Here is a 20889-nt window from a genome sequence, read left to right on the forward strand (position 1 = left end):
CTGGCCGGTCCGATTGCTCACTTGCCACCGCTGGCAAGCCCCGCGCGGAGACCTGTCCGTGCCTCGAACCCGCCGAGCTTATCGGTGCAGATTTCCAGGGTAGAGGTATTCGTCCGACGGGGGCGTGGTCCGGTCGAGCCACGCTGCGAAGAAGGGGCCCAGATCGACGCTCGACCTCGATCGCAGATAGGATCGGAGTTCGGGCATCGAGGCGTTGCCGTCGAGATGATGTTGCACGAACTCCCGCACGGCGGCGAAGTAGACATCGTCACCGATCAGCCTGCGCAGTGCGTGCAAGAACAGCGGTCCGCGGGAGTAGACCGAGGTGAATTCGTGCCCCGCGCCAGGGTCCGCCAGCGGTATCCGCCAGAACTCGGGATCGGCAAGGTGTTTCGCGATCGTCTCGCGATATACGGCGTCGATGTCCTTGCCCTCCTTGCGTTCCGGCCACAGGTAGTCCGCCGTGTAGCCGGCGAAGCATTCATTGAGACAGATGTCGGACCAGTGCGTGATCGACATCGAATTGCCCCACCACTGATGGGCGTTCTCGTGCACGATGGTGCGTAAGCTAGGTGGTGATGTGTAGGTAGGGCGGGTCTGGGTCTCCAGCGAAAAATGCAGGTCGGTCCCGAGATAGATGCCGCCCGCCGCCTCGAACGGGTAAGGCCCGTAAAGACTTTCGAGGAAGTCCAGCACCTCCGGCAGTCGCGCCGCCAGATCCCTGGCATCCGCCGCCCCCGGTGCGAAGACGCTGACCAGTGGGGTGCCGTCGGCGCGGCGCTGCTCCAGATAGTCGAAATGGTCGATGGCGATCGTGGTCTGATAGCCCGCCACCGGGTGGCCGGTCGCCCAATTGACGGTGCGGGTATCTCCGTTCACGATCTCACCGGTCTTGACGCCGTTGGACACAACCTGCCAGGCCGCGGGCACGGTCGCCTGCAGGCTGAACGTGGCCTTGTTCAGAACCGTGTCGTTGAGCGGAAACCAGGTGGTCGCCGAATGTGGTTCTCCGGCAACGAAAGAACCTCCATCGGGCAGCGGAGTCCAGCCCGCGTGCGTCATGTCGGATTGCTCGCCCGCGTAGTCGACGGTGATCGTGAACGACCGCCCGGACGGCAACGGCGACATCGGGATTACCACCAACTCGTGTTGGTCCGAGGGGTAGAAGGTTGCCGGTTCGCCGTCGAGCAGTACGTTTTGTACGGCCGGGCCACGGTAATCGAGTTCGAATATGTGCAGCGCCTGCGTCGAGACGGCCTCGATCCGGGTGGAACCGGCAAGGCGCCGAGTGGGTGGGTCATAACTGATCTGGACGTCGTAGTGGCTGACGTCGTATCCGCCGTTTCCGTCCATCGGGTAGTACGGATCACCGAGGCCGGGCGTACCGGCAGCCGGATCCGCAGGTGGCGCAACGCATCCGGCCACCGAGAGAGACAGGGCCGCCGCCACTGCGCAGCGCGACCAGCTGTGCACCTTCACTCGCGCTCCTCAGTTCGATTCGGCGCCCGACCGCGCCCGAACACAATTCGCGCCTTCGGCCTGCAATGGCGGTGACGGCGGCGACCCTGAGTTTCGCAGTGACCGCACGGGACCCCTCCCGCGCGACCGTGCTACCGGTCACAGCCGATGCGACAGGTCGGGACGGACTCGCCCCGTCGCTACGAGCGTCGACAACGCCGCGGCTTTACGCGGACAGGAATCCGGGTGGCAATCCAGATGCAGTTGCATCTGCCAGTGTGCCTCCGACACCGTCAACTGCTGCGTGGGTGCGCTGTGCGAGAAGATATTCCAGCCGCCGTCGTCTACCCCTGGCTCAGGGAGCTCCATCGCGGGCGGGCGTCGCCGCGACTTCGGGTCTGCGCGGCCGCTCCGGCTGGTCGCAGGCCACAGACACATAGCTACCACGCTGCCCACGCCGGCTATCACCAATACTTCGGTCAGGCACCAAAGCAGCTGTATCCATACCGCCATGGCTTCCTCCGTCCTCCTGGACCTTCGGCCGGATTTGCCCGATGGTCGCTGAAATCGTGAACGAAGCCTCTCATCGTGGGGCGGGACCGGTCCCAGAGCCGGACTCGTCCCCGCGTGTGCGGGGTAGGGGCAGCGAAACCGGTCGATGATCGAGTAGACCGGACCATCTCCGCATGTGCGAAGCGGACGGCATGACCGGGTGCCCGTGCGAACCCTAACTCGGGGCCATCTTCGCGCGTGCGAAGCCGACGGACAAACTGACGATGCCACCTGTGCCCTGGGTGGGCCATTTTCGCGTCTGCGAAGCCGCTGCGGTCAGGCGTCGCGTGTTTACTGAGCGGGTAGGGGAGCACCGCCAGGCGAATCCGCGGGTCGTCGGCAATCGAAGCGGGTTGTGTTCGGGCTCGAATGGCCTGTTCGTCATCGAATTTCGCATGCGCTGGGCCGGAAAGGGGGCGAGCGGCAGCAGCCTAGCATTTATGGGCGACTCTTCAGGAGTGGGAATATCCGTGTCGGGCGATGCTGAGATCATCGTGCGGTAGCCGTTGCGCGCATCGAGTTCGCCGGAATCGGCGGAGGGCAGGTTCCTGTGCGATGGTAGAGCTGCCGAGCGAAGTGGCGTTTCTCCTCAACATCTGTGGTGTTCCATATCCGGACATCAACGAAGACGAAGTCCGTAGGCTAGCCGCAGCGGTTCGTACCTTCGCGTCGAACGTTCAGGAAACACAGGTATCCGCGAGTGGCGCGATCAAGGACATGGGCTCGGTCTATTCAGGAAATGCGTACGAGGGTTTGATCTCGGCGTGGGCGAGGATGAGCGCCACGCATTCAGCGGATTTCGACCGGGCGTGTGCCGTCGTGGCAACGGCACTGGAGGTCGCTGCGGAGGTCATCGCTGTTGTGCAGGCGGCGGTGCTGGTCGAGCTCGCCGCGTTGGCGGCGAGCTTCATCGCCACAATGGCCACGCCGGCGGGCCCGGCGGCCGGACCACTCATCGCCGCGGCGGCGCGTCGAATCTGCGAACAGATGTGGCAGTCACTGCTGGCCTATGTCGCATTCGAGGTGGTCGAGAAAGCGATCGCTCCCCTGGAGGATTCGGTCAAGAGGCTGGTTGACGGGGTCGTCTACGACGCAATGAGCGATGCCATAGGTGTGGCGCCGCCTGCTGGTTCCACCGCCGTGCCGCTGATCATCGAGCCGGACGAGCTGCGGCGCTACGCCGAGATCCTCGACTCCCTGGCGGACGATATTGTCGAGCATGCCGCCGTGTTCGCCGACCATGTCGCCGGACTGGAGTTCACCGCGGGCGATCGGTTCCGCGAGCCGGTAGGCGTGGAGCACTCCGCTGTCCGAATGACAGCCGATCCGGTGTCGTCGCACCGCACTGACTCCGAGGCGGAGCCGATTGCCGTCGGTCCGACTCGGGCGCCGATCCAGGTATCCGGCGGTCTTGCGGAATCCGGTGACCACCATCATGCGGAGACAGATGACCAGCACACGGCGGCACCGATCGCCGTCGATCAGCACCGTGCCACCGGCGGGCCGACGAACACGCACGCAACGGCTTCCGCTCCGCAGATCGATCGCGCACGTGCCTCGATAGGCGGCATGACCGCAGGTTCTCCGGGGCAGCAGTACATCCGGGGCGAGACCGCCGGACTCACCGATCACCCGCGGATCTCCGCGCCGGCCTCGCTGTCCAGCGTCCCCGGTCAGGTCGGGCAACCGCCAGGACCTGAAATACCTGCGGCCGGCCTCGGCGCCGGTATCGGACATCTGGCCGGCGCTGGACCGGAGCGGCCGGACTCGGGGCAAACCGTCCCGGCCACGAACGGCGGCGGAGCGTCGTTGCCGCCGACCCCTTGGGCGCGTGCCGCGCAGAAACCTGCCAGTCGTCACTCGAAGGCGGCGCCGCAGGTCACCCCCGCGCGCCGGGCCGGTGACACCACACCACCCGCGACCCCATGGTCCAGATCGACACCGACCGCGACCACAGCCGCCGCGATTGCACCGCCGGATGCCACGGCCCGCGGTCGGAAGCGTCCGAATAAGGCTGTCCCCGAGGACAAACCGGGCGATAGGTCAGAGGTCCGTGAGCCGACGCGCTAGATCGATGGTTCGGTCGGCCTGCTCGGCGCTTCGTCGGCCGAGTCCGCACGAGGCGGCCAGGTCGACCTGTCGGCCGAGTTGTTCCTCGACCAGATCACGAATGCCGCGAAGTTGGTCGAGATCGAGATCTTCGTGCACCAGTCCCGCGATGAATCGGACCTCTGCGGGTAGTTTCAGCTGGCGCAACGCCCGGTAGAACCTCGGCGAGACGCTCGGGGGTTCGTCCGCGGCGGCGAGCGGCACATGCACGAACTCCAGCGGGCGGTCGGCGGGCCAGCGCGCAACGAGTGCGTTCACCAGATGCACCAATGGCTTCACATTGCGCAGGCGCACGACTGAACGGTGGTTGTTATCACCCAGGCACAAATGGATACCGAACCGGCTGGCAGCCGGGGCACGCTGAGCGAGGGCGACGACACCCCGGGTCAGCAGCGCCGCCGCGATGGGCCGCAACGGTGTCGGCGTCCGGGTCATGAGCACGAGTTCGGCCGGGAGCTCGAGTTGAAATATGACATCGTCGCCGCCATCGGCGTGTATCGCCTGCATCTGCCGACCGAGCGCTTCCGCGAACGGCCGTCGGTGCCGGAAGCCGCCGATCGAACCGAAGGTGGGCAGCGCGTAGTCGAGATCGCCGGGAAGACCGACCTGGAACGACAACTCGGCGAGGCCGAATTGATCGCGGATGCGCTTGAAAATCGGGTATGCCTGCTCGAACATCATCGATTGCGGTAGGTCTATGTGCGCGGAGTCGAATTGATGGCCGCGGCGAATTCGATACCGCGGTAGGTCGTCATAGGATCGCCAACCGCCGAAACGCACCTGCTCGAGATCGGGATGGTAGCTGAGGCTGTCGACTACGGGAATGATCCATCTGCTGCGTTCGCCGATCTCACCGTCGGGGAGCGACCGGACGGACGTTCCGGTGCGGCTCAGAATCGTACGCATGACGTCCTCGACGTCGGTGCCCGGAATGCTGCCGACAAAATGAACCATTCGACCCATCGTCATCACTTCCTGTAGTGGATCCCCGCCAAAGTCGAGCACAGCGGCTTGCCACTGAACTTCCCGGCGGTGAGAAGAAGAACGACCCGGGTTCCCAACAGTGGGTGTACGAGGAAGTGGACCCGGGAACGGGGGCATAGCTTTGGATTCACTCGGAGAGAGCGCCTCGGCGAGGCTCTGGAAGGCATCATGAGCTCGGTTCAGGAGGAGTTTCGATGGTAGGAGATGCCCAGCGGGGGGACATTCTGTCCGGCGTGGGAGCGACGGCATTGGTGGTGGCCGCCGCGCGCGCGATCGAAACGGCCACACCGGACGGTTCGGTCCGCGATCCCTATGCTGCCGCATTTGTGCGAATCGCCGATCCGACCCCGTCGATGCCGGTAGTGCCCAGCGAGCCGGAGGACATCTGGACGATCAACGCACCCTACTTCGGGGTCCGTTCGCGGTATTTCGATGACTACATCACCAGATCCGGTTGCGGTCAGATAGTCGATCTTGCCGCCGGATTGGACACGCGTGCCTATCGCTTGACCTGGAACGAGGCTGCCACGTTCTATGAGCTGGATCGACATGGAGTACTCGACTTCAAACAGCGAGTACTCGATATTCTCCGTGCGGAGCCGTACTGCCGTCGCCGCCCGGTACCGGTCGAGTTTGCCGAAGAATGGGTGTCGGCGTTGATCGAAGCGGGTTTCGCACCGGAGGAGCCGACGGTCTGGATTGCCGAAGGTTTGTTGAACTACCTGCCGCCGGATGCGCAAGAGGCATTGTTCGAAGGTATCGATGAGCACTCCGCCGCAGGCAGCCGGGTAGCGGTAGAGGTGCTCGGTGAGCGAGGTAATTTCCAAGACATCAAAGCCAGCATGGGCATCGATCTCGAACCGATGCTGAACGCAACGAACCGGACACTGCGCCCCGAAGAATGGTTCCGTCGCCATGGCTGGCAGGTCACGGAGGCCAGCGCGCTGGATTTGTTCGACCGTTACCAGCGCGCGCCGAATTCGCTGCTCGATCCGTTTCTCTACAACAGTCGTTTCTTCACCGCGCACAAGGTGGCCGCTACGCACGACTCATGACGGTATGCGGTCCGCGGTGCGGATCGGCGCACCCTCACGGATGGTAGCCGCTCCATCGGCAAGTCAGCGCATTCGGTCGTTCCGGTTGCGAGCTCGACGATGACGATATCGGACCGCGCCGACGCTGGGGGACAACCTGTAAAGCGCCCAGGTCCTCGAGCACTTGCGCGCGAGAGTTCGTCTGCCAGCCGAAAGGCATCAGATGGACGCGCTCGCCGTACTCCTCCAGGCGTTCCGCGAGTTCGCGCAACACGTCGAGCATATCGGCGAGATCGGAAAGTGGGTCCGATTGTATAGTCACGAATGGCGATCCGGAATTGTCGACCGAATGGAAGTCGCCGTTGATCACGATATAGGCCGCACCGGTATCCTGTGCGATCCGCCGCACAGCCTGCGCCGCGGCCGCCGTCAGCGATGAATCACCACGCTCGACGTGCACCGTCGCTACGAGGCAATCGAAGAATGGCCGGCCGACCCCTATCGCGGACTGTCCGAGCGTGACGGCGCACGGTCCCGCCGCGGCCAGTGTGTACTCGAACACTTGGCAGCGTCGGCTATTGATTCTCATGGACGTCCGTCCGGTTGGCATTTCCGGCGTTTTCCGGGCACGCGGCACACCCCGAGATCCGTGTCGCGGTCGCGGCGGTGGTAGCCGAGGAACTGGTGCTTGCCATCGTTTGCTCCCGTCCGTTGTCGCTGGCAGCAAACGATCACATGCGGTAGCTGGGACCGGTCCCATGCCCCGGTGGCGGCAGCAATGCGCGAGTTGCCGCAGAAGTGACTCGGCGGTACGCCCAGACTGCGCTAGGGTCCGAAGTAGGAGGTTTTTCAGCCCCAGAACGGGAAGAAAATGGCAGTCGTCGGCGATCGAATCAAAGACCGATACACGCTTCGCGAGCAGCTCGGTACGGGCGGCATGGGCGTCGTGTGGCTGGCGACCGATGATGATCTAGATCGCGATGTCGCACTGAAATGTCCCCGTCTGGTCGACCGGCAATCCATCCGGCGGTTGCGGACCGAAGCCAGGAATGTGGCACGACTGCACCACCCCTACATCGTCTCGGTGTACGACTTCTTCGAAGAGGACTCCGCCTGCTGGCTGGTCATGGAATACGTGCCGGGACACAGTCTCGCGAAAGTCCTGCAGGAGCACGGCACGCTGCGGCCGGCTCGCGCGGCCACCATCGGATGGCAGATGGCCGAGGCTCTCGCGCATGCCCATGCACACGGCATCGCGCACCGAGACGTGACGCCGGAGAACATTCTCATCGTCGGCGACGATATTGCGAAACTAACCGATTTCGGAATATCGCAGGATCTGTGGGGCGAGGCCACCCGTACCGATGACGCCACGGTGCGGGGCAAACTGCCCTACCTGGCCCCCGAGGTCGCCCAGGGCCGGCCGGCCGATCTCGCCTCCGACATCTTCTCGCTCGGCGCGACCCTGTTCACCGCGGTCGAGGGGCACTCACCGTTCGGCAAAGTCGATCATCCGGCGACCTGGATCGCCCGGGCATCCGACGGCGCGATCGAGGAGCCGAGCAAGGGTGGGCTGCTGTCGGAGGTGCTGACCCAGTTGATGGCGCCGAATCCGAAGCGGCGACCGAGCGCGGCCGCGGCCGTCGAGTTGTTCAAGAAGGTCAATCCACCGGGTTCTCGAACGCTCGATCGAATCGCGCAATGGCGATCCGTGCGATCGGATTTCGAACGCCGGCGGCGCAGGCGAGTGACACTCGCCGCGGTCGCGGTGGTGCTGTTGGTGGCGGTGGTGGGTACGGGCCTGATCGTCGGCAGGTCGCATCACGTGTCGCCGGCCGCGCACCTGATCATGCTCGGCGACGCGCGGACCGCTGACCCGTGCGCCCTGCTGACCAGCCAATCGCTGGCGGGGTTCGGGCAGACCGTGCTGTCGGTCGACGAGGGCAACTTCGACAGGTGCGACTTGCTGGTACGCGTCGGCGGCCAGCTCACCGGCGACGTGAAGCTGCGTCTGCTGTCCGGCACCACGAGCCCGGATTCACAGATCCAGTCCAAACACGTCGGCAACGTCGACGTGCTCGCCGAGGCGGTCAACGACGAACGGTGCGAACGCACTATCGCGCTGGCCGACAGTAATCGCGTGAATATCACCGGACGCCGCGACGTCGACAACGGGCCGGATCCCTGCGCGCTCGTCGATGCCGCCACCGGCTACGCGGTCGAGATGCTCAATCGGGGGCCGATCCCGCGCCGTCCCGCTCCGCTGAGCGCCGAATCGCTGATTTCGGCCAACGCGTGTGCTCTCCTCGATGGTGCCGCGCTCGGCAATTTGCCCGGGATCGACGCGCTGCATCCGCTGCCGGGTTTCGGCAACTGGTCGTGCCGCTGGGCCAGCACCATCGACGGCGAGGCCCGGGTGGAATTCGACCGTCATCCGGCGCTGACCCTTGCCGAGGGGCATCCGATGACGATCGGCGGCTATCAGGTCTTCCTCACCCCCGGATCGGACGGTCCGGACCAGTGCGCGGTGCGGGCGGAGTATCGCCCGTACACGAATATCACCGGGCAGCCCAGGTTCGAAATAGTGGCGGTGAAAGTGCTCGGTACCGCGCCGATGACGCAACGCTGCGATATCGCCCAGGCCCTCATGACCGCGGTGTTGCGGGCGCTCGACCTCGGAATGCCGCGATGACCCCGCGGATGGGACCGGTCCCAGCCACCCGTGCGAGGCTAGCGGTCAGGCGACGATCAGACGGCGGAGGTATGCGGTGAACTCGATCCCCGACACACTGAAACCCCAAGGCGGACAAACGTTACCGGCCTCGCACGACAGCCTTGCCCGGGGTTTTCGCTCGCCGGTGCCCGGCACCGTTTCGGCATTGTCGTTGGCGGGTGGGGTGACCTTCGGGCCGAAGGAAGGGCGGACGATCCTGTTCGGCCGCAATCGCCCGGAGGTGCACGTCTGCCTGGGTGAGAGCGATCTTCGGGTCAGCCGTCACCAGGGCACACTCAGCTATGCCGACGGAAAATGGTGGGTCGGCAATACCGGCAGAGCCCCCATCCGGGTCGCCAGTTCGCGGCTGTTGATCAAAGAGGAGCAACCGGTACCGCTCGACATCGGATACACGCCGCTGTTCGTGCGTGGCGGTCGTAATCGGGAGCACCTGCTGGAAATCTTCGTGACCGGTTCGGACGGGCAACTGCCGGTTCCTCAATACGCCCAGCTCACCAAGCCGCCGGACGTGTGGCAGCTGAGTCCGGACGAGAAATTGGCGCTGGTCGCGCTCGGGCAGCGATACCTGCTCTACGAGACCCGGCCGCAGCCCTGGACGTGGGACGCGGCCGCGGCACTGCTGGCGGAGGTAGTGCCCGACGCGAGCTGGAAACCACGTCGGGTCGAGCACCTGGTCAACGGTGTGCGCGCGAGATTGTCCCGCGCCGGAGTGCCCGGATTGACCCGCGATGAGGTCGGCGAGCCCGTCGGCAATTCGCTCAACGACAACCTACTGCGCGAGTTGCTGCTGTCCACGACGCTGGTGTCCCGCGATCTCGAACTGCTCGACCATCATCCGGTCGGCGATGCCGACTAGGCTCGCGGGTATCCGAGTGTTCGCCGGATACCCGCGAGGACCGGCTGCTCAGCAACTCTCGCGCGCCGGTGTCAGCCAGTCGAAATGCGGCCAGATCAGATCCCGCGCGTGCCGGAAGGTCGTCACACCGGACTCGATGACATGCCGAAGACCGGTTTCGCTGGAGAACGGCAGGCCACGAGATTCGTGGAATACATCGACTTCGGTGTGCGGCTCCCGGGTGATCTGCTGGGCGAGGTCCGACCACAGGCCGCCGATGACGCCGCGGTCGCTACCCAGATAAAGGCTGAATTCGGCGGCTGATCGCCGTAAGGTGATATGGAAGAACAAGTCGTACTGCTTGTGTTTTTCGAGGTAGCCGAAGAATTTCTCCTTGGTGAAGTACCGGAACGAAAGCCCGGTTTCGGACAGGATGCTGCTCACGTTGTCGAGGTCGATCCGATAATCATGTTGCCCACTTCCACCGGTGAGTTCGACATAGCATGATAAATATCGATTGCCGAAATCTATCAGTTTCAAGACCTTCAGTAACTCGTTGTGCAACGATTCCCGTTCGGCCGTGTCTTCCATCGGATAGCCCCAGCTCCTTCGATGCTGATCTCGAAGACCAGATCGGATCAGCCTGTCGGCGACTGCGCGAAACATTTCGAGGATATCCGCACGGCGACCGACTCCCCAGCCGTGGGAATAGCTCAGTACCCCTTCGGATTCCTGGTCGGGTCCGCCTGCTGCACCAGCGCCTGTAGGTCGTGGCCGTCCCGTGCGACGCCGTACTGGTTGATCACGTACTGCATGCTTGCCGCGACGTTGGCGACGGGATCGGTGATGGACCAGGAAGTCCCGTCGACGTGATTGTGTCTGAACGTATCGGGGATCGTCTGGGTCAGGCCTCGGGAGGGGGTGCCGGCGGCGGCGTTGGAATCGGTGGTGTTGACGCTGTCCGGATCCCCGCCGGATTCCCGTTCGATCAGGACACGGTAGCCGCGTTTCCAGTTCTCCCGGGCCGCCGGATCGAAGATCCCGAGGGCGTCCAGGGCCTTGTCCATCGTGGTCTCGATGTCTGGTCGATGAATGCCCGCCGTAGGACTGCCATAAATCCCGCCGGGGCTTCGTGACGAACCGGCAGAAGAATAGCGGGCACGGGCGGGACTGGCATGCCGGATCTGCGGCGGACCGGTCATCGGGTATCCGCCACCGACACCGCTGCCATTGCCGATACCACCGCCATTACCGGCCCCGGTGGTGTTCCCATGCGCGGTATAGATCGGCGCCGCACTCGCGATATCGTCCGCCAATTTCTGCACACGGTCCGTCGCTCCTCGCATTGCGGTCTCCACCGTATCGACGGTATGGAAAACCGCATGGATGAGCGGCGCCTCGACAATGACCGGAAGATACTGTTGTCCTGGTGGTGGAGCCGGAGTGGCCCCCAATATTCCCTGCAGCTGATGGACCGCCGACTGGATGGTGGCGAGCGTATCTCCGGTGACGCCTCGTGTTTCGTATGCCGAGGTGTCCACGCTTTCGTCCTGCCTGCGCAGTTCGGTCTTGACCTCCTCGAGCGCCGGCAATTTCTCGGCGTTGTACGTCTCCGTCGTGGTCGAGACGTTCTGTGAATCGGCAAGGCCCTTGTCCCGCAACAACTGCTGGAATTCGGGCGCCTTGGATGGCGTGCCCGCTCCCAGCCGATCGACCGAGGTCTGGATCGTCTGCCTGGCCGCCTCGATGAGCGCGACCAGACCCGGTCGCGCGCCTGTCGGCGGAGACAGCTCGACCAGCCAGAAGTGGGTCATGGTTTCGGCCGCGGTCATCGGTCTGCCTGACACCCGGCTACCGAGTCGCCGATATCGACCGCGTGTACGAACCGCGCCATCTTTTCCTCGCTCGCTCGGAACAATCCGACCAGGCGGAAGCATCCACTTCCGTCAAATCAGTATCGAATATCCCCGACGCTGGGAAGTCCGCGGGAAAGGGTGTCGCCGGTGAAGGTTTTGTCGTCCCAGCCCGCGTAATCCTGCCAGGCTCGGATGTAGTCGGGAGAAAAGATGGGGCCGGGCAGACGCGGGATGTCGAAGGCGGCGACCATGGTCGGTAGGTGCGCGGCCAGCAAGGTCTGGTGCCGGAACAGTTCGGCGGCGACCTCGGCTACCTGATGCGGCGACATGTGCGAGTGCTCGGTATACCAGCCGCCGCGGGTGTAGATGCGTTCCAGCGCATAGGCTGCCGCCGCGGCGGCGGCCAGCTCGACCGCGGTCGGATCTTCGAGGTTGTTTCCCGCGGCGACCAGGGCGGTTGTGGCCAATCGTTCGGCGGTCGCGGTAGCCAGTTCGATCGCCGCTGCGTCCGGGCCCAGTGCGATGCCTGCCGATTCGTAGATGCCCTGTTGCAGTTCGGCGGAGATCGTCTGCTCGCGCTCAGCGAGGATGTCGAGGTACCACGGTAGCTCGGGTGTGTCCGGCAGTTGCAATGGTCGGCTGCCCATGGCGGCCTTTCCTGCGGTGACCTGCATGATCTGGTTCTCGCCCTCCGCCGTGATAATGGCCTCCAGGTTGCCGATCCAGTCCAGAATATGGTTGATGCGTAGCGATCCTTGCGCCGCGGCGCGCTGGCGGCACATCATCAGCACCTGGTGCGCGGTATTCGACAGCAGCGGCTTGGCGAGCATCGACCACAGCGCCTGCTTCGGATCGGTGGCGCCGGCGGAGGTCGCCCGGATGTCTCGCAGGCGCCTGCCCAGGGTGCTGGTCGCGTACACGGCGGCCACACCGGATACCAGGTCGCGCCGCACCGCGTCGCGATCGGCCATCCGGACCCGGCCAGGTCGGCGTTGGCGGGTGTAGTTCACCATCCCGGCCAGCGCGGCGCGGGCACTCGCGATCGCTGCGTTGGCAAGATCCAACCGGCCGTTGCCCAGGACACCGATCGCGGTATGAAACCGCTCGCGGGGCGAGAGGGCGCAGTCCAGGCGGCCGTCCGCGCTCATGCGCGCCCAGTCTCCGCCCAGTAGCGCGTCGCGTGGAATCCGAACACCATCGAACCTGATCAAGGCATGGTCCATCGGTGCGGACACCTTGTCCGGCAGCGCCACGATCTCCACCCCGTCGGCCGGACCAGGGGTGCGCAAGCGCAGCAGGAACGGAAGGATGCCCTCGTCGTGGCCGTCGATGATCAAGCGCGCGGTGACCACGACAGTCTTCGGCACGGCGGGCAAGGCCACGTTGGGCATGAACTTCACCGCGCCGACCGAGGGGGTGGTCAACCGGAATCCATCGATACCGGCGTCCCAGGTGGCGATCGTCTGCTGATCGGCGCCGTTGGTGCCGCCGAGTTCGGTCAGTGCGAGGACGCCGAGCGCGGCACCGGTATCCAGCTCGGCCAAGCACTCCTGCTGATAGGCCGAGCCATTGCCCAGCGCGAGGATCGCACCGATCGCGAGATCGAAGTGCCCGGTCAGCACCAGCAGCAGCCGGGGCGCGGCGACCTGGGCCCAGTCGCACAGCGCGCCGCGCAATTGAGGGTCGGCGGCGATTTCGCGGGCCGGGCGGCCGAGCCCGGTGATCACCGCGCGCAACAGATCCGGTGCGGCCGCGGTCTCTTGCGCGTAGGTCAATCCGGATCGCGGATGATCGGCGAGCCCGACGACGACGTCGCGGACTCGGGTGTGCAATTCGCCGTGCGTCCCGAAGATCACCTCGCGGAGCGCGGCGACGGTCGTTTGGGCGCCGGCATGCGGGATTTGCGCTGCTGCGGCGAACCGGTCGGCGATGAAATCTGGTGTTGCCATGGGGTATCCGCCCTGCCGACGGCTGACACGGCCTCACCGCAGCCCTGCGCCGTCTCTGATTCTATTGTGTTCGAACAAGATTCAGTGGAGCTGTCGCCGGGAATACGACCGGCAACGCCGCCAGCGCCCGGTGGAACGGTCCTGGTCGCCACACGAGCTTTTCAGCCGGCACCGCGAGCCGCAGTTCAGGCAGCGCATCCAGCAGTTGATCTATCGCGTCGCGCGCGATCTGGTATGCCGCCGAGCGTGCGTGCCTGGGGCAGGCGTGTGGACCCGCGCCCCAGCCCAGGTTCCAACCGTTGCCGGCATACTGTCCGTTGTTCATCGCCGGATCGTTGTTGCACGCGGTCATGCTGGTGATCACCGGTTGATTGGCCGGCAACCACACCTTGTCTACCTGGATGGGCTGGCGTGGATAGGTGATGCAGTAGTTGGCCAGTGGCGGGTCGGTTGCCAGTATTTCATCGAGCGCGGCGCCGGTCGGCGGCGCGAAGCCGATGCTGTTCTCGGTGAACCGGGCGTCGGTGAGGATCAGCAGCAGGGTATTGGTGATGAGATTTTGTTGCGGCTCGATGCCCGCGGCGTAGCAGGTGACCAGCTGGTGGATCATCTCCTCGTCGGTCAGTCCTGCGGGGTGATGGCACAATCGGGTGGCGATGTCGTCGCGGGGTTCCGCGCGTTTGAGTTCGGTGAGTTCGAGCAGCGCTTTGTCGAGCATGGTGTTGACCGTGTCGGTGTCGACTCCGTCGAACATCGCCGCACTGGCCGCGGCGACGCGATGGCCGATATCGGCCGGGCACCCGATGAGTTCGTTGAGCACGGCGAAGACGAGCGGCAGGACGTATTCGCTGATCACGTCCGCGGCGCCGGCCTGGCAGAAGGAATTGATCAGGGGAATCGCCAGCCGCTCCACGGTGGCGTGCAGCGCGTACAGATCGACGCCCGACAGCGCGTCATTGGTCGCCGCCCGATAACGCGCGTGCTCGGCGCCGTCGGAGCGCAGCGCGTTCGGTCGCCACTCGACCATCGGTAAGATCGGCAGATCGCTCGGCACGGTCGTCTGCCAGGGCCTGGGGTCTGCCGAAAAGTGCCCGGGATCATTGAGGATTCGGACCGCGGTGCGATACCGCAGGACCAAGGTCGCCGGCACGCCCGGATAGACGTCGACCGGAACGATGGATCCATAACGGTGTCGCATCGCGGCGTAGGCGATATGCGGATCGGCCGCGAATTCTTCACTGTAGAGCGATATTCGGGCGTCGGTGGGATTCTCGGACGGGGGCGAGACCGTACCGTCATGAGCTGAAATCTGCTGGGAATCCACAAGGTTCTCCTTGACCGAGGCGTGCAGGAGAGGATGGCGGAACTAGCGTCGATGGCCGATGTTAGCCCCGCGCAACACATTCCGGGCGCGGACGATCCCCAGCGCTGGGAAGGCGGTGGAACGTTCGGCCGGATCGGTCACCGCCGCCGGATCGTACTCACAGATCGGATCCTGGCGCGAAGACGCATTCGGCGAGCTGGGCGTACACCGACAGCGCCCGCCCGAATTCGCCGAAACCGCGCAGTGCTTCGGCGTACCGGAAGGCGACGTTGTCCGCTTCGGGATCATCGAGGCATTTGCTCACCCAGGACAGGACGAAATACGTTGGGCCGCTGGGCGATACCACCAGGATGTCGCGCAACCGCCACGGGTCGCCTTCGATGACCCGGTGTGCTCCGGCGCATTTTTCCGTGAGCAGTTCGGCAAGATACAGGGCGTAGGCCAAGCACGCGACCTCGCGCACCGGTTCCTCCTGCCGATTGCCGGCCAGCGACCGCAGCGCTTTCTGGACGAAAAAAACGCTGTAGTCGCTACCGTCCAGTTCGGTGGACGTTTTCTTGGCCGAATCGAGGAATTCGTACGCTTCGGTGAGAAGCTCTTCGCTCACCCCGCCGATGCTAGACATGTCCGGGCAACCCACGGTGCCCACGAACGGGAAGGCTCGATTCCGATTCGCCATCCGCGGTCAACGGCGGTGCGGGCGGAAATACGACCGGCAGCGCGGTCAGCGCGCGATGGAAGGGGCCGGGGCGCCACGACGGCGGGCCGGCCGAGGGATCGAGTCGTAGATCGGGCAGCGCGTCGAGAAGCTGATCGATGGCGTCCTGCGCGATCAGATAGGCGGCCGTCTGCGCCGGGCAGGAGTGGGCGCCGATGCCCCAGGCGAGGTGTGCGCGATTGCCGGCCTGATCGTCGGTTCGGATCGCCGGGTCGTTGTTGCACGCGGCCATGCTGATGACGACCGGCTGATTCGCGGGCAGCCAGACGTCGTCGACGAGTACCGGATGCCGGGGGTAGGTGATCAGCAGATTCGCCAGCGGCGGGTCATCGAACAGGACCTCGTCCAGCGCCTCCCGGGCGGAGAGGCTGCCGCCCATCACACTGCCGCCGAACCGTTCATCGGTGAGGACGACCCGCAGGGTGTTGGCGATCAGGTTGACCAGGAACTGGATTCCCGAATCGTAAACCTGAGCAACGTGATTGACCAGTTCTAGTTCGTTCAGCTCGGCCGGATGTTCGAGCAGCACCGTGGTGATGTCTCTGCCCGGTTCGGTCCGTTTGAGCGCGACCAGATCCGATAGTGCACCGGACAGCAGTGCGTCGCCGTTCTTCGCTTCGGCCCCCTCGATGCTCGCCACGGTACCCGCGGCGAGCCGCTGTCCGATCTCCGGTGAGCAGCCGAGCAACGCATTGACGACCTCGAATACCAGGGGGAACGCGTAGTGCTGGATCAGGTCCGCGGTGCCGATTCCGCAGAAGTCGTTCACGAGCGAAATCGCGATCTGCTCCACGACGGCGTGCAGTGCGTAGAGATCGATCGCGTCGATGCCTGCGGTGACCGCCTGCCGATAGCGGACGAAATCGGCTCCGGTACTTCGGCTTGCGGTGGGCCGCCATTCCAGTAGCGGCAGGATGGGACAGTCGGCGGGGACGCTCTGCTGCCAGCCGCGCGGATCGGCCGGGAAGTGCTCGGGATCGTTGAGGATGCGTACCGCGACGCTGTAGCCGATGACCAGGGTGGCCGGTACACCGGGGGCGAGGGCTACCGGCACCAGGGAGCGATATTGCCCGCGCATTTCCTGGTAGACGCGGTGCGGATCCGCGGCGAATTCCGGCGAGTACAGCGAAACCCGCGGGCCGTCGGAATCGATCGGTGAGCCATGCCGGAGCGGACGCGCGTCGGCGGCTTCTCGGGGCAGCGGTGTACTCACGAACGAATCTCCCTCGGTCGCCATCGGCTCAGAGCTGGTTGACGCACACGACGAATCGACGTTGGTCGTACACGAATCCGCGGTCACCGGTCGGGCAGCTGTTGACGTCGGTCGTTCCCACCTTGACGTCGAGCACGCGGACCGCGCCGGTCGAGCAGGTGGTGTGTTTGGGTTCACTCCGGACATCCATGCAGCCGCCGACTACCCAATCGATGTCGAGGCACAGCGCGCCGTGGTCGGTGGTGCTCGATCGGTCCGCGTCGCTCGGGCATTGATCGTTCTCCGGCGCTTGACCGACGACGCGGTAGGCGGCGTCGCCGGTTCCACAGGTGGCCTTCTCGACGGCGTCGGCGTCGAGCGCGACGCAATCGCCGACGCCGACCGCGACGGCCACCGCGTCCGTGGTGGACGATGGCGGCGTGCTGGTGCTCGACGTGGTCGTAGGCGCGCCGTGCGTCGAGATCGACCGTTCCGTCGATCCGGTTGCGCTACTCAGTGTTCGAGAGGTCGGCGGATGGCCGAGCGGCGGTCCCGGCTTGGACTGCCCGGCTTCGGTGGACCCACCCGCCGAGATCAGCGCGACCACCACCGCAAAGCCGGTCAGGGTGATGGTGAAGGCCGCCAGCGCGGTTTGGCGATGTTTTTTCGAGATACGAGTGCTCACGATTTCCGGGACGGTACAGCGCGCGATGCGGCGTCTCCAGGGCTGGGAACAATGGCTGGAATGTTTGCCGGAGCGGGGCGGTTACCCGGTGGGCCGACGGCTGTGCTGTAGGTGGACGGCGACGCGTTCGTACCGAACCCGCAGCTCGGCGAGCCTGTTCCAGGCCGCAAGGGCCCGCTCGCTCGATGCCCCCTCGTTCTCTTCGCGCTCCAGGGCCCGGACCGCGGCCGCGGCCATCTTATCGATCAGCACGCCGAGCGATTCCGTTCGAGCGCGTGCGGCGGCAGTGTTCGTGGCGCCGTTGGACGGTTCCGCGAAACCGGCAATCCATCGATCGATTCCGACGATCACTTCCGCACGCAGGCAGTCGATCTCGCTCGAATTCAGGGGATAGTCGCGGCGATCGCGATGCAGTCGAACGAGATGTCGCGCAGCGCAACACAGCGGTCCATCCACATACTCACCCTGTAAGGCTTTGGCAATCGAATCCGAGCTCGGTAGTGCGCCTGCCGTATCTCCGTGTGCCATTTCCATGGGCCGGTCCTGCGGGTCAGGAGCGGACCTCGAATGCCGGTTCGGCAGCTCGCATGCGGTACCGCTCGTGACTCCCAGCGTGAACCTCGTTGTCCGGTCGATATTTCCCAGCGTTGGGAAAGGTCAGGTGATCGGCGTGCGCAGTGTTCCCAGCGGTGGTGACCGGTTGTCGGAGCGGTACAGTCTCGGGCCATCCAGCCGTGTCGCCCGGCCGCTGCCTGAGTTAAGGAATATGGATGAAGCTCGGTACTTTGACCGTCGCTGCCTGCACCGTCACTATCGCATTGGGAGTCGGCGCGGGTACCGCGGATGCGGAGCCGGCGAAAGCAATCCGCGAAATAGCCACGACCGGCATCGAGCACGGAATCGGCTATCGCACCGTACTCGCCGACTCGGCGAAAACGAGCACGACTGCGGTCACCAGGGGGCGATTCGAAATGAACGATGACGGTTCGACCGTATTGCTCGAGACCGAGACCGGTGCCGTCGTCGCCGAGATCCCGCTCGCGTTCGATATCGGCGGACATCGGTTGTCGGCCGGCCAGGAGATAGGCGACTCCGGGCGGACTCTGACGCTCACGGCGAAAGCCGTGGACCGGGAGATCGGGGAGATGCGGCCGGTCGATTCGATGGCTCGGCTCATCGCCGCGATCAATAGCAATGTGGTCGGGATGGTAGTGGGTGGGACGCTCGGTGCATTGATCGGGGCGGTGCTGGGGCTCGGATTCTTCAGCATCATCACCGGACCCATCGGTCTGATCGTGGGTGCGGTCGCGGGCGCTTTCATCATGGGCGGACAGCCGTTCACGGACGCGGTATTGGGTGTAATCAATGGCGAATCCTGACGGCGTGAACGGTCGGTAGCGTTCGAATCGTTGCGGGTTGCGAGAAATATACTGTACGTTGCGCGTACGGTTGATCTCGGTTGTGTAAGTGCTCTTTTCTGCTGTTGCGATCGAGCATTCACGAGGCACCGGCACGTACGGCAGTGGGATAGCTGTGCCGAACCGGCCGGAATGTGCCTGGAAGCGTGTTCGGCCGCTGGCGTCGATCATCGATTTGATCGATTTCGGCGGACCGATCGGCGTATGGTCGCAGTGCGTCCGGGGCCCCATTGATGACCCCGGATGTTAAGGTGCGCAACGCTTTCCGCGGTCATGAGTCATCGTGAGAGATCGGGTGGTCTGCTGTGTGCCGCTGGCAGCGGCGCCGCTGAACGCCCACCGTGCAAATAAATAGGTTGTGCGCCCGAAGATCATGCCGAGTTCCGACATGTATAGGGCTGTACTAGCGATATCGATCTGGACGAGTGGTCATTATTTCAATAGTTGAATTCGACACTTTGAATTTACCGGATAGTGTTGCTGAAAAATCGCCGTGCGCTTTATCAGGTAGACAGCAGCGCTCTCTAATAGCTAGACTCTCCATGTGTTACCGGTCACGCCCTCAGGGTTAGCAATCGGAACCGCTGAGCGAGATGGCCTGTGAATGCCGCGCGGTCCCGCTCTTCCTGCGATAGTCCGTCGGTATTTCGGAGGTCGAACTGATGTTGCGGAATCTTTACTGTATCCGGGGGGTTGGTCGAGCGAAGCGCGCGTATTGTGACCCGCTGCGCTATCGCACGTATGGTTTTCCGGGGTGATGATTGTGGAAGATTATTCAGTCACTCCTTTGCTGCATAATCGGCCGTTGCTTGTCGAGGGCGCCGACGCGCAGTCACTCGCTCCATTGGTCTCCGCCCAGGACGTGCTGTCCGCGCTCTACGACCGGCCCGTCGCCGACCATCCGATCGTGCGTTGGGCGCGACTGCTCGCCGATGTACACCGGACCAACCGGCCGGCCTGCGGGCACGACCTGGTCCACGAGATCGACGTATGGATCGAGCTACACGTGCCGCAACATCGTCAGGGCGCCGCCCTGCATACCGAGACGTTGGGGTCGGTCATCGACCGAATCGTCGTCGCTCAGGCCCGGGTGACGGACGCACTCGCTGCCCAGGAGTGCGTGGATACCATCCGAGTGCATGCCGCGTGGCATCGCCTCGCCGAGTTGGTCGACTCGTACAACGACCTGGTGCGCGAAGTGCTGCACGGGACACGTCGGCTTCCGTCGCCCGCGGGCGAACAATAGGATGCCTACCACGCAGCTGCGCATCGAACGAATCAGCTTGCATGACCGTCGATTTCGGCAGGGCGTCCGATGGGAACACGAGCTTACCGGTGGCGCCGGTGGGACCGCCGTCGCGGAGCTCGTCCGGTCGGCCGGATGGCGAACCGAGGCGGAGTATTACCTCGCCTTCGACGCCGATCCGTGCCCGGCGGTACTGCTCGGCGCGCTCCGCTGGCACCCGCAGCCGGTCGGTGGCGCCGGCGTCGAGGCCCGAACGGATGTCGTTCCGGTCCTGTCGGATCCGGCCGCGAACCTGATTTTCGCGGAGTGGCGCCGACGTCTTGCCGCTACCCCGCCCGATCTGCTCGCGCAGGTGATGACCCACGTGGTGCGGGATTCGCCGACGCCGGCGCTGGGCGCGGTCGAGCGGGTCTGGACGCACGCGATCCGGTGTCTGAAGAAAGAAGGCGTACGGTATGTGATCGTCCGCGCGGCCAGTCAGATTTTCGAATTCTATCGGCTACTGGTGGGAGATGTGATAGTTCAAGTAGGTCAGTCGTCGCCAGGGTGTCTCGGCAACTCGGAAGTCATTGCGGTGATCGACATGTCGGCACTGCGCGGGATGCGACTACGCGACGATGTGGAGATGCCGCTGACCTGAGCATCATCGCTCCGCGCTCGCGGAGATCATCCGCTCAATGGCATATCCCCCACCCGGAACGTTGTATCGGCCCCGTATGCGCGGGGATTCCGGAGCGGTCCGGTTCGTCGGCCGGGGCAACCGCACCACGGGTGGGAAGGTTTGCTCCGCGCAAT

18 protein-coding genes are annotated in these 20889 nt (G+C 64.6%); 7 read left to right on the forward strand and 11 right to left on the reverse strand.

Features of this window, described 5'->3' with window-relative positions; all coding sequences use genetic code 11:
* Positions 1-78: 78 nt before the first annotated feature.
* Positions 79-1479: a M1 family metallopeptidase gene (locus tag F3087_RS40035; protein WP_150407389.1), complete on the reverse strand. Its 1401-nt coding sequence runs from the start codon at positions 1477-1479 to the stop codon at positions 79-81.
* A 1086-nt stretch (positions 1480-2565) separates the two neighbouring features.
* Between F3087_RS40035 and F3087_RS40040 the strand changes: the two genes are divergently transcribed.
* Positions 2566-4080, forward strand: a complete 1515-nt coding sequence (locus F3087_RS40040; protein ID WP_449584073.1) for a WXG100-like domain-containing protein — start codon at positions 2566-2568, stop codon at positions 4078-4080.
* Here F3087_RS40040 and F3087_RS40045 read toward each other — a convergent pair.
* Complete coding sequence (locus tag F3087_RS40045) at positions 4054-5073, reverse strand: hypothetical protein (protein ID WP_150407391.1); 1020 nt, start codon at positions 5071-5073, stop codon at positions 4054-4056. The two genes, F3087_RS40040 and F3087_RS40045, sit on opposite strands and share 27 nt — an antisense overlap.
* A 263-nt stretch (positions 5074-5336) precedes the next feature.
* Here F3087_RS40045 and F3087_RS40050 point away from each other — a divergent pair, with 263 nt between their 5' ends.
* Positions 5337-6158 (forward strand): SAM-dependent methyltransferase, encoded by an 822-nt coding sequence (locus tag F3087_RS40050; RefSeq protein ID WP_191094374.1) that lies wholly within the window; start codon positions 5337-5339, stop codon positions 6156-6158.
* 34 nt (positions 6159-6192) lie between these two features.
* On the opposite strand, the gene F3087_RS40055 is transcribed toward F3087_RS40050, so the two are convergent.
* Positions 6193-6699, reverse strand: coding sequence for a hypothetical protein (locus tag F3087_RS40055; protein ID WP_150407393.1), 507 nt, complete (start codon positions 6697-6699; stop codon positions 6193-6195).
* 309 nt (positions 6700-7008) lie between these two features.
* Between F3087_RS40055 and F3087_RS40060 the strand changes: the two genes are divergently transcribed.
* Positions 7009-8829, forward strand: coding sequence for a serine/threonine-protein kinase (locus F3087_RS40060; RefSeq protein WP_150407394.1), 1821 nt, complete (start codon positions 7009-7011; stop codon positions 8827-8829).
* A gap of 187 nt (positions 8830-9016) precedes the next feature.
* Entirely contained in the window at positions 9017-9727 is a 711-nt protein-coding gene (locus F3087_RS40065; protein ID WP_223885711.1) for a hypothetical protein, read from the forward strand.
* Between the two features lie 48 nt (positions 9728-9775).
* On the opposite strand, the gene F3087_RS40070 is transcribed toward F3087_RS40065, so the two are convergent.
* From F3087_RS40070 to F3087_RS46305, 8 genes are all read right to left on the reverse strand, one after another.
* Complete coding sequence (locus F3087_RS40070; RefSeq protein ID WP_150407395.1) at positions 9776-10297, reverse strand: hypothetical protein; 522 nt, start codon at positions 10295-10297, stop codon at positions 9776-9778.
* Positions 10298-10419: 122 nt separating this feature from the next.
* Positions 10420-11538, reverse strand: a complete 1119-nt coding sequence (locus F3087_RS40075; RefSeq protein ID WP_191094376.1) for a transglycosylase SLT domain-containing protein — start codon at positions 11536-11538, stop codon at positions 10420-10422.
* A 119-nt stretch (positions 11539-11657) separates the two neighbouring features.
* Positions 11658-13511: an acyl-CoA dehydrogenase family protein gene (locus tag F3087_RS40080; protein ID WP_150407397.1), complete on the reverse strand. Its 1854-nt coding sequence runs from the start codon at positions 13509-13511 to the stop codon at positions 11658-11660.
* 61 nt (positions 13512-13572) lie between these two features.
* Complete coding sequence (locus tag F3087_RS40085; protein WP_317983957.1) at positions 13573-14835, reverse strand: cytochrome P450 family protein; 1263 nt, start codon at positions 14833-14835, stop codon at positions 13573-13575.
* A gap of 157 nt (positions 14836-14992) precedes the next feature.
* On the reverse strand, positions 14993-15442 hold the full coding sequence (locus F3087_RS40090; RefSeq protein WP_150407398.1) for a hypothetical protein: 450 nt from the start codon (positions 15440-15442) through the stop codon (positions 14993-14995).
* Positions 15443-15452: 10 nt separating this feature from the next.
* Positions 15453-16766 carry a cytochrome P450 family protein gene (locus F3087_RS40095; protein WP_223885712.1) on the reverse strand — a complete coding sequence of 438 codons (1314 nt, stop codon included), beginning with the start codon at positions 16764-16766 and terminating at the stop codon, positions 15453-15455.
* Positions 16767-16794: 28 nt separating this feature from the next.
* Positions 16795-17430 (reverse strand): LppU family putative lipoprotein, encoded by a 636-nt coding sequence (gene lppU / locus F3087_RS40100; protein WP_150407399.1) that lies wholly within the window; start codon positions 17428-17430, stop codon positions 16795-16797.
* Positions 17431-17511: 81 nt separating this feature from the next.
* A complete protein-coding gene (locus tag F3087_RS46305; protein WP_191094377.1) occupies positions 17512-17682 on the reverse strand; it encodes a hypothetical protein in 171 nt (56 codons plus the stop codon).
* Between the two features lie 518 nt (positions 17683-18200).
* Here F3087_RS46305 and F3087_RS40105 point away from each other — a divergent pair.
* From F3087_RS40105 to F3087_RS40115, 3 genes are all read left to right on the forward strand, one after another.
* Positions 18201-18809, forward strand: a complete 609-nt coding sequence (locus tag F3087_RS40105) for a hypothetical protein (RefSeq protein ID WP_150407400.1) — start codon at positions 18201-18203, stop codon at positions 18807-18809.
* An 844-nt stretch (positions 18810-19653) separates the two neighbouring features.
* Positions 19654-20094 carry a DUF4254 domain-containing protein gene (locus F3087_RS40110; protein ID WP_191094378.1) on the forward strand — a complete coding sequence of 147 codons (441 nt, stop codon included), beginning with the start codon at positions 19654-19656 and terminating at the stop codon, positions 20092-20094.
* A 1-nt stretch (position 20095) separates the two neighbouring features.
* Positions 20096-20734 carry a hypothetical protein gene (locus F3087_RS40115; RefSeq protein WP_150407402.1) on the forward strand — a complete coding sequence of 213 codons (639 nt, stop codon included), beginning with the start codon at positions 20096-20098 and terminating at the stop codon, positions 20732-20734.
* Positions 20735-20889: the final 155 nt, after the last annotated feature.

The sequence above is a fragment of the Nocardia colli genome, from assembly GCF_008704205.1.
GTDB classification, from domain to species: Bacteria; Actinomycetota; Actinomycetes; order Mycobacteriales; family Mycobacteriaceae; genus Nocardia; species Nocardia colli.